This is a genomic window from Treponema primitia ZAS-2, assembly GCF_000214375.1.
GTDB lineage: Bacteria > Spirochaetota > Spirochaetia > Treponematales > Breznakiellaceae > Termitinema > Termitinema primitia.
Map to the genome: position 1 here is coordinate 53,842 of NC_015578.1, position 13,408 is coordinate 67,249.

Sequence of the window (13,408 nt, forward strand, 5' to 3'; positions counted from 1 at the left end):
AAGAAGGTCGGTCACCTTTATGTAAATTCGGACCTATCCGTACACGATTAAAAATTGTGTGCAGATAGGTCTTTTTTATGCTAAAGCAAAGCCCAATGTTGCCGCCGGCTTATTCCGTAAACTTATTCCGCCGAATAGAGCCTGATTATTTGCAATAGCAGATCGTCCAGGGATTCATCGGTGGTATTTTGGGTTCATTATAAGAAGAAAAAGGATCTTTTCTATGACGGTTCGGAGGGCTGGGAGGAACTTTCTTCCGGCTTTGAAGGGATAGGCGCTGCCTTTTTGCTTATCGATATCAGTATACCTTCCCTCCGTATAGGCCGTGGGAAATCCCTGTATTTTGGAATAGGCAAAGTCCTCGCAATACCCTGGGGATATGAAATTTTTTCCCTGGATAATGAAGAGAATACCGGTGGTACCGACAGCAGCGGGGGTGGTGGCAGCGGAGGAAGCGGGGGCAGTATCGGCGGCGGCGGGGACAGCGGCAGCGGGGATCAAAGCCAATGGCTCCGAACAATATTTTTATCAGGCTTATCCTTGAATATTAAGCTTATCATAAATTAAGATATGGACAAAATTCCCCATTCTATGCCATAGTCTGGTATGGAAGCCCGTAACATTTTCCAAAACATTTCCCCCATTGATCACCGTTATTCTATTTCTGAGAAAGCCCTCTTTGACTCCCTGGGCGCCTGGATTTCCGAGGAAGCCTCGGTCTCCTCCGAGGTAAAGGCGGAAATTGCCCTGGTTATTGCCCATCTGACTGTCCGGGACGGTCTGACGCCGGCCCTGAAGGCTGCCTTGGAGGCTGCTGGAGCAAAGATAGACCCGGCGGAGGTGTACGCCGAGGAAGAAAAGACCAGGCACAATATTCGGGCCCTGGTAAATGTCCTCAAGGCCAAGGTTCCACCTGAGACGGCGCCCCTGGTTCACCTGGGGGCCACCAGCGTGGATATATTGGATACTGCCCTTTCCTACAGGATGCGGGGGGTTACTGAGGGGGTGGTTTTGCCCCAACTGAAAAAACTGGAACTCCTGCTCTGCGACTTTGTTGAGCGGGAGGCGGAAACCCCCCAGGTGGGGCGTACCCACGGTCAGCACGCGGTGCCCATCACCGTGGGCTTTGCCCTGGCGGAATACGTTTCCCGGTTGGGGAAGTCCATCCTGGAAATACAGCGCCTGGCAGGGCAGCTCAAGGGCAAACTGGCCGGCGCGGTGGGGGCCTACAACGCCACCGCCATGATCGTCAGGGACCCGGAGGAACTGGAGCGGATTTACCTGGCTGAGCTTGGGCTTGAGCCGTCTGAACATTCCACCCAACTGGTGGAGCCCGAATACCTTCTGCGGCTCCTTCTGGAATTCAACGTGGCCTTTGGTATCATCGCCAATCTGGCGGATGATCTCCGGAACCTCCAGCGCACCGAAATTGGCGAACTCAAGGAAGGCTTTTCCGCCGACCAGGTGGGCTCCTCCACCATGCCCCAAAAGCGCAACCCCTGGAATTCCGAACACGTTAAAAGCCTTTGGAAGGCCTTCATGCCCAGGGTTACTAGCTTTTTCATGGACCAGATAAGCGAGCATCAGCGGGATCTGTCCAATTCCGCAAGCCAGCGTTTTGTGGCGGATTATACCGCAGGGTTCTGCATGGCGGTGAGCCGCATGGCCTCGGTCATAGAAGGGCTGGGCGCGGACCGAGAGCGGCTGCTCTACAACCTCCGGGGCGCTGCGGGAAGCGAAAGCGGCAAAGGTCCCGGCATACCCGGGGGCGGTATTCCCGGCGGAATCATGGCGGAACCGGCTTACATACTGCTGGCGGAAACCGGAGTTTCCGATGCCCACGAGGTGATACGGAAGATCACCCTGGCCGCAGAAAAAGAGCACAGCAGTTTTGCTGCGGCCCTGGCAAAGGAAGGGGACGTACTCCCCCGCATCGGGGCCAAAATGTCGGAGCTGGGACTGGTCGGCACAGCCGCAGAAGCCCTGACTTTTTTTGAAAAGCCGGAACGCTACTGCGGCCTGGCAGTGAAAAAAGCCCGATCCCTTGCCGCAAAATATAGAAAGTTAATAAATAATTAGCAATACTATTCTAGGAGTTAACCATGTTTGAAGAAGCTTTATCCTACGATGATGTCCTCCTTTTGCCGGGGTATTCAGATATCCTGCCCAAGGATTGTGATGTGCGGACCCTGTTATGCGCTGATGTGAGCCTGAATGTCCCCATCGTTTCTTCCGCCATGGATACGGTTACTGAAGAAAAGCTGGCCATTGCCATTGCTCTGGAAGGGGGCGCCGGGGTGATACACCGAAATCTGGGGCCCGATGAGCAGGCCCAGCAGGTGTCCAACGTGAAGCGTTACCTCAACTGGGTGATTGATTCCCCGATTACAGTCATGGAGAATGCCCTGATCCGGGACGTAAAAACCCTGCGGGACAAGTTCCGTGTTTCCGGTATGCCGGTGCTGAACAAGGAAGGCGTGCTTGTGGGGATCATCACCAGCCGGGATCTGCGCTTCTGCCAGGATGATACCCTGGCGGTGACCGATGTGATGACCAGGGACGTGGTGGCGGAACAGGGTGACCCTTCGGTTTCCAGCGCCCGGGAAAAGTTTGACAAGCACCGCATAGAAAAACTGCCTGTTGTTGATGACCAGGGACGGCTCACGGGGCTCATTACGGTGAAGGACATGGAAAAACACGCCCGTTACCCCCGGGCCGCCACTGATAAAAGCGGCCGGCTCATCGTCGGCGCTGCAGTGTCCCCCCAGGATTACTTGGTACGTATGCCCCTTCTTAAAAACGCCAAGGTTGATTTTGTGGTTCTGGACACCGCCCACGGGGACTCCAAAAACGTGATGGACGCGGTGCGGGGCATCAAGGAACAGTTCGGCGTCCCGGTTATCGGTGGAAACGTGGCTTCCAAGGAGGGAACCCGCAGGCTTATTGAAGCCGGGGCAGACGCAATAAAAGTGGGCATAGGCCCCGGCTCGATCTGCACCACCCGCATTGTGGCCGGCGTGGGGGTACCCCAGTTTACCGCCGTTTGGGACTGCGCCGAAGAAGCCGCTAAATCAAACATCCCGGTCATCGCCGACGGGGGCATCAAGTTTTCCGGGGATATCACCAAAGCCATAGGCGCTGGCGCCGGTGTGGTAATGATAGGAAACCTGTTCGCCGGCCTCAAGGAAGCCCCGGGCAGTGAAATTATCTACGACGGCAGGATATACAAGGAGTACCGGGGCATGGGCAGCCTCGCGGCCATTGCGGGTGGCTCAGGAGATCGCTATCAAATCACTAAAGACGAATCCCCGGTGCCCGAAGGCATCGAAGGCCGGGTTCCCTACAAGGGGGAGTTGCGGAACTTCCTGCATCAGCTGGTGTCGGGCCTCCGCAAGGGAATGGGCTACTGCGGCTGCAAAACCATCGATGAACTCAAAAGCTACCGCAAGTTTGTGCGGATCACCGCAGCAGGCCTGAAGGAAAGCCATGCCCACGATGTGACCATCACCCAGGAAGCGCCGAATTATAGCAGGGTGTAGATTCTTTACTGATTGCCCCTCTAAATTTTCTTTACCGGTATTCTTAATACCGTTTTCAGTTTCGATGGTTCCACTTTCCGCGGATCCGACAGATAGATTTCATGATGCCATCTTTTTTTGTTTATATCATTCAGCAAATTATTCTCTTCAATATAGCTATCAATCAGTTTCATTGTTTTCGGCTCTTCGTCAAACGGCCCAAGGTGCATACATTGAACGCATAAACCTTCCTTGGTTTTCAGATATTTCGCTTTTTCCGTATTCAGATTTTTTTTCTGTTTGACAGTATCGCAAGCCCTTTTAAATATTTTGTCATTAACAAATTCGGGCAGCCGTATGATAGAATTCCAAATATATTGAGACTTGTTTTTTATATTATCTTTGTTATCAACCCACCAGAGACCCTCAAGGGGCGGAACTACATAGTCAAAATAGCCTTCCGGTATATGATCGCCCATTTTGCTCATTTTTATTGTGTATTGTATGGCATACAGTAATTCTATCGCTTTAGCGTATTCGCCATCCTTATCATTAGGATCGCCTTTTCCTTCAATTGCAACAAAATGTATTTCCGGAATTTCTATTAGCATAGGCTGGGTTTTGAGGGAATAGAAATCTTTATATTCCTTTTTGTAATCCAATACGTCCGCCATATTACGCTCCAAATGAACCTATTTCCAGTAAATTTCCTTCCGGATCGGCTATATAACAGGTATGCTGTCCCCAAGGCATTGTTGTCGGTGGGAAAAGACTTTCAGCGCCTAATTCTATAAGGCGCTTATATTTTTTATCAACAGCATCATAGGTTTTCAGGTTAAAGGCTATTTCCATTGTTCCGTTTAATCCCCTGGGATACACAAATGATTTTGAAACCATGTTTTCAAAATCATTCCTGCCGAACATTATTAAGCGGCAGTTTCCCGCCTCAAGGTCGGCATTTGGCTCGCCATTCCAGTTTGTGTTTAAGCCAATAATATCGCGGTAAAATTTTACCATAATTTCCATATTTTTTACAAAAAGTCCGATGCACGCTATTTCCATAGCTTGGTATTATGGATATTTTATTTTTTTTGTCAAGTATCTATATAGCCAAAGAAATTCACATTATTCCTAACAACAGTGATATAAACGCAGTTCTATGTCCGCCCGTAAATCCGCGTAAGCCGCTCAATCTTTTTCGCCAGCCCGCTGTCCAAGGCATCACTCTGTAATCGCCAGCGCCAGTTATTGCCCCCTGTGGTGGATGGTGTGTTCATCCGGGCATTGACGCCCAGGCCCAGATAGTCCTGCATGGGGATGACCGCCAGGTTGGCGACGCTGGACAGGGCTGCGCGGATAAAAGCCCAGTGGCCTTCCCGTATATCCTTGAGGCCCAGGTATTCCCTTGCCAGGACCACGTCCTCGAAGCGGGCGGTTTTCATCCAGCCCAGGGTGGTGGGGTTGTCGTGGGTGCCGGTGTATACCACGCAGTGGCGTTCAAAGGTGTGGGGCATATAGTCGCTGGATTCCCGTGAGTCGAAGGCGAATTGCAGTATCTTCATGCCGGGGTAACCGGAAGCGCGAAGGAGTTCCCGCACCTCCGGGGTAAGGTAGCCCAGGTCCTCAGCAATGATGTTGGCCCCGGGCAGTTCCCGGTTCAGGGCGTTAATAAAACTGAGCCCCGGCCCCTTTACCCATTCGCCCCCGCTGGCATCCCTGTCGGCGGCGGGAATGGAATAGTAGCTTTCAAAACCCCGGAAGTGATCGATGCGGGTAACGTCGTAGAGGGCCATGCAGGCGCGGAGCCGGGAGATCCACCAGGCAAAGCCGCTTTGTTCCAGCAGGTCCCAGCGGTACAGGGGGTTTCCCCAGAGCTGCCCGGTGGCGGAAAAGGGATCCGGGGGGCAGCCGGCGACCCGGATTGGCCTGCGCTGTTCGTCCAACTGGAACAGATCGCTGTTTGCCCAGGTATCGGCGCTGTCCATGGCAACGTAGATGGGAATGTCCCCGATGATCGAAACACCGTTACTGTTCGCGTAGGCTTTGAGGCTTTCCCACTGGGTATAGGCCTGGTACTGTACGAATGAATGGTATTCGATATCCCCGGCGAGTTTGTCCCGAAAGCGGGAAAGGGTTTTCTCGTCCCGGAACCGCAGCGCATCCTCCCAATCCAGCCAGGAAGCGCCTTTACTGCGGCGTTTCAGGGCCATGAAGAGGCTGTAATCCTTGAGCCAGTGGGCGTGTTTCTCCTGAAACGCGGTGAAGGCGGGATCCCCCCGTGCGGAAGAATTTTCCCTGAACCGGGCAAAGGCTTCCCGCAACACCTTCTCCCGGTGGAAGTACTGGGCGGCGTAATACACCCGGTTTGGCTTTTGTCCCCAAGGTAGGGTCTCAATCTCCTCACTGGTAAGCAGTCCCTGATCGCGGAGTATATCCAAATCAACATAATAGCTGCTCAGGGCAAAGGCGGAAAAACTCTGGTAGGGACTGTCCCCCCAACCGGTGGTTCCCAGAGGCAGGATCTGCCAGTACTTCTGCCCGGCCTCTTTCAGAAAATCTACCCATTGCCGGGCGGTCTGCCCAAAGGTCCCGATGCCATACCGGGAGGGCAGACTGCTCACCGCCAACAGTATTCCTGCGGCCCGTTGGTTCTGAACCGCAGGGGAAACAGCCGTTGTTGACATGGCCTTAACCCTTTACAGAGCCGGCGGTGACGCCCTGAATAATGTGTTTCTGGCAGACAAAGTAGAAGATGATGATCGGGATTACCGCCAGCACTATCATGGCCATCATATAGCCCCAGTCGATGGAACCGTAACCGCCCCGCAGGTATTGTACCGCCACCGGGATGGTCCGGTATTCGGAGCCGATGATCAGATTGGGCAGGAGGAAGTCGTTCCATATCCACATGGCGTTGAGGATCGCCACGGTGATGGCAATGGGACTCAGCATGGGGAATATGACCGCGAAAAAAGCCGTGATGGGGTTGCAGCCGTCAATAACCGCCGCTTCTTCCACCGCAATGGGAACGGACTTGACGAAGCCACTGAACAGAAACACTGACTGGGCCGCGCCGAATCCCAGGTAGAGTACCAGAATTCCCAGGGGGTTATCCAGGTGGAGCAGGTTTGCTACCTTGGTCAGGGGGAACATCACCATCTGGAAAGGGACTATCATGGCGAATACAAAGGCAAAGTAGAGAACCTTGCAGAAAAGGCTGGTGCAGCGGGTGATGTACCAGGCGGTCATGGCGGAGAAAAGCACGATGATCCCCACGGAGAACACCGTGATGAACAGGGACCAGCCGAAGGCAGAGGGAAATCCCGTAGCGGTGATACCGCTGACATAGTTGTTGATCCCCGTAAAGGTTTCTGCATTGGGAAAAGCAAATGGGGTGTTGATTACATAGAGTTTTCCCTTAAAGGAATTCAGGAACACCAGCAGGATGGGAGTGATGAAGAGCAGGGAAATGACGCAGAGTAGTAGGATTAACACTATCCCGCCTGCATTCAGGGGTTTCTTTTGTTGTTGTATACCGCTCAATTTACTATCTCCTTTCGTCGGGTAATGGAAAGCTGTACCAGGGTGATGACCACCACTACCAGGAAGAACATCAGTGCCTTGGCCTGGCCCACCCCTTCCCAGCCCACGCGGCTGTAGAAGGTATTGTAGATGTCCAGGGCAACCATGGTAGTTTCCTTACCCGGAGCGCCTGCGGTAAGGGCCAGGTTCTGGTCGAACATCTTGAACGAGTTGGCCACGGTCATGAAAAGGGTGATGGTTATCGAAGGCATCACCAGGGGCACGATAATTTTTCTGAGGGTCATAATGGGCCCTGCGCCATCGATGGTGGCGGCTTCAAGAATCTCCTGGGGCACGTTCTGTATACCCGCAATAAAGATAATCATCATATACCCGATAAATTGCCAGTTGCTCAGTATTACCAAGCCCCAGAACCCGTATTTGGCGTCCACCGTGATGGTTACCCCAAAGACGCTGAGAAAGCCGTTGATGATAAACTGCCAGATGTACCCCAGCACAATGCCCCCGATAAGGTTGGGCATGAAAATCATGGTACGGAAAACATTGGTGCCCCGTATGCCCCGGGTAAGGAGCAGGGCCAAGGCAAAGGCGATAACGTTGATGAAGATCACCGAAACGATGGTGAAGGACGCGGAAAACTTCAGGGCGTTCAGGAAGTCGCTGTTTGAAAAGGCCCGGACATAGTTGCTGAATCCAACCCAGCTTATATCCGTCATGGTGGTAAACCTGGCAAAGGACAGGACAATCCCCGCAATAAAGGGAATCACAAAGGCGATCAAAAAGGCAAGCAGGGTTGGTCCTACAAAGAACAGAAAGTATTTCTTCAGGGATTTTTCCATCTCATCTCCTTTAACTATTTATCTATAAACAAGTGGCGGAACGGAACGCGCCCCGCCGCTTTTCCTAACGAAACACTATTACTGTATAGCAGCTTTTTCCGAAGCCCAGCTCGCGATAGTCTTTTTGGTAAGATCATCCCAGGACTTATTGCCCAGGGCGTACTGATACAGGTCCGCTCCCAGCTCGTTTTTGAATTCCTGGCTGGGGAAGGTGGGGAAGTTCCAGGCCACCGAATTAAGGCCCGGATTATCCAGGTACCGGAACATCTCTGCAACTAGGGGGTCCGCAGGCCGTTCCGTGGGCCCAAAGGTACTGAAGGGCGCCACAAAGCCCAGCTTTTCGATAACGTTCTTCTTCCCGGCCGGGGTATTGAAGAGCCATTCCAACAGTTTTAGTGACGCTTCCTGGTCCGCCTGAGAAGCCCGGGCGTTCACGCAGATAAAGTTTTCCGTCCCCGTGCAAAGCCCCTGGGTTTCTTCCCCGCTTACACCGGTATAGATAGGCAGAAACTTTACGTCCTCAGGCCGCACCACATTCCCGGCCTCATTGGCGATTTGCCCCCAGCCCCAGTTCCCGTTCTGCACCATGGCCACCTTCCCCAGGGCGAATTCCGACATGGAGTCCCCCACAGTTTTGGAACCAATCATCTTGCGGTCCGTGACAGAGTTGTTGATATAGAGGTCGAAAATGTTCTGATAGTCCTTAGTATAGGTAAGATCGATTTTCTCAAGGTCCCCCACCCCCTTGGCCTTGTACTCATAGTAGATGGGCAAATTGGCCAGGTGGGTCTGCCATCGCCAGTCCTCCCCGGGGCTGAACGAGGTGGAGGCAAAGACCCCGCCGATTCCCAGGGCAGCCCTGTTTTTCGTCATATCCTCCACCACTGCCTTCAGGGTGGCGAAGTTTTTGATCTCCCCGGCGCTGGAAACATTCACCGCCTTGTTAGGCAGGGCAAAGTACTTCCGCAGAATGGCATCGTTGTAGATGATGCCGTAGGTCTCCACCGCGTAGGGGATGCCGTACACCCCGTCCCCAGAGCTGACCGCCATGCTCTTGTCCAAGAGCCAGCTATAGAGCCGGGAATCCTTCAGGTCCGCGCAATAGCTGGCCCAAGTTTTATACCCCACCGGCCCGTTGATGTTAAACACCGTAGGGGGTGCGGATTTTGCGATTTCAGAGCGCAGGGTCTGTTCGTAGCCCCCGCTGGCTGCGGTAACCACCTTCATGGGGATCCCGGTTTCGGCGGTAAACTGGGCCGCCACCTCCTCCCACTGGGTCTGGATTTCCGCCTTAAAGTTGAGCAGGTAGACCGATGGGGCGGTATTCTTTTTCGCGCAGCCTGAGACCAGGACCGCCAGGACAAGAATGGGTAAGTATCGGAACCCTTTGTTCCTTTTCATATAATTCCTCCAGAATATATTATTTATAGTATAATCATCTTACTTAGGGCTTAATTTGTCAATGAAAGGGTAAATATGTCAAATGAAACTTCGTATTTTTACGATATGTAAGAAGGGCTAAGCTTCCAGATCGACAGCCCCGCAAGATTTTCCCCAGCCCCTAGCTTCAAGCCGCGCCCTCATGCTACCCTTTGCCTATGAATGTAGTCGTTATGGGCGCCCAGTGGGGTGATGAGGGAAAGGGTAAAATCGTGGATTATCTGGCCAATGAGGCCCAGATAATCGTCCGTTTTGCCGGCGGAGCCAATGCCGGGCATACTATCGTCATTGGACAGGAGCAATATGCGCTCCATTTGATCCCCTCGGGTATATTGTACCCGGATAAAATGGTGATCCTTGGCGCGGGGATGGTTATCGACCCGGTGGCCCTGTTTAGCGAGCTTAAAATGCTCCGGGATCGGGGAATTGATACCACCGGGCGGGTTTTTATTTCCGACCGGGCCCACCTGGTGCTGCCCCGGTACATTCAGATTGATAAGGACCGGGATTTGGCCCGGAAAAAGCCTATCGGCACCACCGGGCGGGGTATCGGGATCACCTATTCCATGAAGAGCGACCGAGACGGCATTCGCATTGCCGACCTGGAGTGGAAAGAAAAGATGGAGGAACTGGAGCCGGCGGACCGGAATTTCCTGGCCCCCTATGTAGAACAGCTCAAGGGTATGTCCATCGATCTTTCCGCCTACATGGTACACCACAAAAATGCCCAGATTTTGTTTGAAGGCGCCCAGGGTGCCCTTTTGGACCTGGACCTGGGAACCTACCCCTACGTGTCTAGCGGCATGTCCTCTGCCGCCGGGGCTGCTATCGGCGGCTGCATAGGCCCCCGCCGGCTGGACAAGGTGCTGGGGGTATTCAAGGCCTATTCCACCCGGGTCGGCAACGGCCCCTTCCCCAGCGAATTCGACCCGGACTCGGAGGACGAGCTTTGCCGCTTTGTCCGTGAAACCGGCCGGGAATACGGGGTCACCACTGGCCGCCCCCGGCGCTGCGGATATCTGGACTTGGTGGCTTTGCGCTACGCCTGCCTGACCAACTCCATTGATTCCCTGGTGATGACCCACCTGGACGTATACGACACCCTGGATGAAATCAAGGCTTGCATTGCCTACCGCATTGATGACCGGATGGATGAAAATTTTCCCGCCTCCGTGGAGGCCCTGAACAAGGCCGTGCCGGTGCTTCGCAGCTTTACGGGCTGGAAAAAATCACTCGCCAATGCCCTGACCTATGATGAATTCCCCACTTCGGCAATGGAGTATATTGAGTTTATAGAACGGTTTTGCGAGACCCCCATTGATATCGTTTCTGTGGGCTATGACCGCAAGGAAACTATTATACGAAAGAGCCCGTGGGCTAAATAAAAAATCTTCAAATTTTTTATTTAGCCCATTGGAGTTTTTCATACTGAAAAACTCTACAGTGAAATAGGCGGATGATATTATGGATAAAATACTTATTTTAGATTTTGGCAGCCAGACCACCCAGCTCATCGGACGGCGTATCCGGGACCTGGGGGTCTATACAGAGATCATCCCCGGGGACGCGGTTCTCACCGATACTATTCTTGCAGGAAGCGAAGGCAGCGTACTGAGGGGCATCATTCTTTCAGGTTCCCCCGAATCGGTCTATACCCAGGAAGGCGCCGTGCCGGACAAAAAGGTCTATACTTCCGGCCTTCCCCTGCTGGGGATCTGTTACGGCCTTCAGCGCATGACAGCTGATCACGGTGGCCTGGTGGAGCCTTTGCCCAAGCGGGAGTATGGCAGGATAGGGGTAACAGTCAGGAATGAGGAAGATACTGCGGGGAAGGGGCTTATTCGGCGCTTTCTTACGGGGTTCGATAAGGCTATCCCCCTGGAAAAAATTGTTGAGGGGGCGCCGGGTACTTTGCAAGATCAGCCCTGTACCATTACTGCCTGGATGAGCCACGGGGATACCCTTACCCGGCTGGCCCCGGGGTTTCGGGAATACGGCGTCAGTGACACCGGCTACCCCGCAGTGGCAGCCCACGGAGAAAAACCCTGGTTCGGGCTCCAGTTCCACCCCGAGGTAACCCATACCGAGCGGGGCCTGGAGATACTCGCAGCTTTTGTGTTCGGGATTTGTGGTTGCAAAAAAAGCTGGACCATGGAACAGTACGTAGAAGAACTCGGCGATGCCCTCCGGAAACGGGTGGAAGCAAACCCGGTGTTGCTCCTTATTTCCGGCGGGGTCGATTCCACTGTGGCGGGTGCGCTGCTCCTCAAAACCCTGAAACCGGACCTGGTCCACCTCATGTATATGGACACCGGCCTCATGCGCAAAGATGAAACAAAAACCGTTTCTACCGCCCTGGAAAAACTCGGGGCAAAACATCTGCATATTATTCACTGTGAGGAAGAATTTCTCTCTGCCCTGAAAGGTCTTGAGGACCCGGAGGCGAAACGCAAAGCCATCGGGGATCTGTTCATCACCATCCAGGAGCGTGAGGTGAAGCGGCTGGGCCTGCCGGATTCCTACTTCCTCGCCCAAGGCACCCTCTACACGGACCTTATTGAAAGTGGCAAGGGGGTAGGCAAAAAGGCCCATCTGATCAAGAGCCACCACAATGTGGGAAGTCCCCTGGTAGACGCCAAGCGCAAGGCCGGCCGGATCATTGAACCCCTGGACCGGCTCTACAAAGACGAAGTCCGCCAACTGGGCCGTATTCTGGGCATAGACGAGGAGGTGGTCCTCCGGCACCCCTTCCCCGGGCCTGGCCTGGCGGTGCGTATCCTGGGAGAAGTAACCCAGGAAAAGTGTGACATACTCCGGGAAGCGGACGCCATCTATATTGAAGAATTAAAGAGCCGCCTCTCCCCTGAGGGCAAACGGCTCTACGATGAGATATGGCAGGCCTTCGCGGTACTCCTCCCCATACGCTCCGTAGGCGTGGCTGGGGATGTCCGCAAATACGGCTGGGTCCTCGCTCTGCGGGCCATAGTCAGCGCCGACGGCATGACCGCCGATGTGTACCCATTCCAGATAAAAGACCTGCTGGAAATTTCCACCCGCATCACTAATACTGTTAAAGACATAGGCCGGGTAAGCTACGATATTTCCTCCAAGCCCCCGGCGACCATTGAATGGGAGTAGAATCCTACACAACGGACCTTGCAGCAAGCGAGGTTCCTGGGTGCAAATTTCCAAAATTTTACTGAATTTTACCTATTTTGAGATATTGCGCTATTTGTTTGTGGTATAAAGAATTAGGTAGGGTTTCGAAATTTGCTGGAGTAGACAGAAATAGCTATTATGGTGAGTGGGATCACCGTTGCAGCAAGGCCTGAGACTGCTCAGAGAAAGCGACATACCATATACTTGACAAGTTGACAAAATAGAGCGATACTAAACATATGAAAGCAATGCCGGTTGGGGAAGTTAAAACGCACTTTTCAGAGGTCCTTGAAGAAGTGAGGCAGGGAAGCACGGTGGGGATTTTATACGGCAGGGCCAAAAAACCGGTCGCTATGATTGTCCCGTACGTTGAAGAAAAAGTTAAAAAGAGGAAAATAGGAATTTTGGACGGAAAGATGACCGTGAAATTTATGCCCGATTTTGAAATGACCGTAGAAGAATTGCTCGCTGTAAAATGAAATTACTGCTGGATTCCCATACGCTCCTATGGTCTATAGGGAAAAGCGATGAGTTATCAAAAAAAGTTATACAGGAACTGGAAGATACTAATAATGATATTTTAGTAAGCGCCGTATCATTATGGGAACTGGCATTAAAACAGAGCATTGGGAAATTAGTTCTTAGCTCTTTTGATATAAAAGATATTCCCTATTATTGCAAAAAGATGGGCTTTGAACTGATACCGTTAAATCCTGTGGAAGCATTGGAAAGCTTTGCCTTAGCGCAAAAAGAAAAACATAAGGATCCATTCGACCGGATGCTGATTTATCAATGCATACGCAATAACTATATATTTGTAAGCCGCGATACCAAGAATGAATTATATAAAAAAGATGGATTAAAATATATTTGGTAGAATCGTTCTGACTTATGCAGAAAGTATCTATA

General features: G+C 52.6%; 13 protein-coding genes. 7 read left to right on the forward strand and 6 right to left on the reverse strand.

Going from position 1 to position 13,408, the window contains the following annotated elements; translation table 11 throughout:
* Positions 1-180: 180 nt before the first annotated feature.
* From TREPR_RS00240 to guaB, 3 genes are read left to right on the forward strand one after another with little or no spacing between them, the layout of a single operon-like run.
* Entirely contained in the window at positions 181-567 is a 387-nt protein-coding gene (locus TREPR_RS00240; protein WP_015706254.1) for a hypothetical protein, read from the forward strand.
* A gap of 39 nt (positions 568-606) precedes the next feature.
* Entirely contained in the window at positions 607-2,079 is a 1,473-nt protein-coding gene (locus tag TREPR_RS00245) for a lyase family protein (protein ID WP_015706255.1), read from the forward strand.
* Positions 2,080-2,102: 23 nt separating this feature from the next.
* On the forward strand, positions 2,103-3,539 hold the full coding sequence (gene guaB, locus TREPR_RS00250; protein ID WP_015706256.1) for an IMP dehydrogenase: 1,437 nt from the start codon (positions 2,103-2,105) through the stop codon (positions 3,537-3,539).
* A gap of 20 nt (positions 3,540-3,559) precedes the next feature.
* Here guaB and TREPR_RS00255 read toward each other — a convergent pair whose 3' ends face one another.
* The 6 genes from TREPR_RS00255 to TREPR_RS00280 form a co-directional block, all read right to left on the reverse strand.
* Positions 3,560-4,192: a GyrI-like domain-containing protein gene (locus TREPR_RS00255; RefSeq protein ID WP_015706257.1), complete on the reverse strand. Its 633-nt coding sequence runs from the start codon at positions 4,190-4,192 to the stop codon at positions 3,560-3,562.
* Between the two features lies 1 nt (position 4,193).
* Positions 4,194-4,580, reverse strand: coding sequence for a VOC family protein (locus tag TREPR_RS00260; RefSeq protein ID WP_015706258.1), 387 nt, complete (start codon positions 4,578-4,580; stop codon positions 4,194-4,196).
* A 95-nt stretch (positions 4,581-4,675) separates the two neighbouring features.
* The gene (malQ, locus tag TREPR_RS00265; protein ID WP_015706259.1) at positions 4,676-6,202 is read right to left on the reverse strand and encodes a 4-alpha-glucanotransferase; all 1,527 of its coding nucleotides are present in this window, start codon (positions 6,200-6,202) and stop codon (positions 4,676-4,678) included.
* Between the two features lie 4 nt (positions 6,203-6,206).
* Positions 6,207-7,061 carry a carbohydrate ABC transporter permease gene (locus TREPR_RS00270; protein WP_015706260.1) on the reverse strand — a complete coding sequence of 285 codons (855 nt, stop codon included), beginning with the start codon at positions 7,059-7,061 and terminating at the stop codon, positions 6,207-6,209.
* Complete coding sequence (locus tag TREPR_RS00275) at positions 7,058-7,900, reverse strand: carbohydrate ABC transporter permease (protein ID WP_015706261.1); 843 nt, start codon at positions 7,898-7,900, stop codon at positions 7,058-7,060. Before TREPR_RS00275 ends, TREPR_RS00270 begins: the two co-directional genes overlap by 4 nt.
* 78 nt (positions 7,901-7,978) lie before the next feature.
* Positions 7,979-9,301, reverse strand: a complete 1,323-nt coding sequence (locus TREPR_RS00280) for an ABC transporter substrate-binding protein (RefSeq protein ID WP_015706262.1) — start codon at positions 9,299-9,301, stop codon at positions 7,979-7,981.
* Between the two features lie 197 nt (positions 9,302-9,498).
* Between TREPR_RS00280 and purA the strand changes: the two genes are divergently transcribed.
* The 4 genes from purA to TREPR_RS00300 all read left to right on the forward strand — a co-directional run bounded on the left by purA (position 9,499) and on the right by TREPR_RS00300 (position 13,376).
* Positions 9,499-10,725 (forward strand): adenylosuccinate synthase, encoded by a 1,227-nt coding sequence (gene purA / locus TREPR_RS00285; protein ID WP_041610945.1) that lies wholly within the window; start codon positions 9,499-9,501, stop codon positions 10,723-10,725.
* 79 nt (positions 10,726-10,804) lie between these two features.
* Entirely contained in the window at positions 10,805-12,478 is a 1,674-nt protein-coding gene (gene guaA, locus TREPR_RS00290) for a glutamine-hydrolyzing GMP synthase (protein ID WP_015706264.1), read from the forward strand.
* 260 nt (positions 12,479-12,738) lie between these two features.
* Positions 12,739-12,978 carry a type II toxin-antitoxin system Phd/YefM family antitoxin gene (locus TREPR_RS00295; RefSeq protein WP_041610946.1) on the forward strand — a complete coding sequence of 80 codons (240 nt, stop codon included), beginning with the start codon at positions 12,739-12,741 and terminating at the stop codon, positions 12,976-12,978.
* Positions 12,975-13,376, forward strand: a complete 402-nt coding sequence (locus TREPR_RS00300) for a type II toxin-antitoxin system VapC family toxin (protein WP_015706266.1) — start codon at positions 12,975-12,977, stop codon at positions 13,374-13,376. Before TREPR_RS00295 ends, TREPR_RS00300 begins: the two co-directional genes overlap by 4 nt.
* Positions 13,377-13,408: the final 32 nt, after the last annotated feature.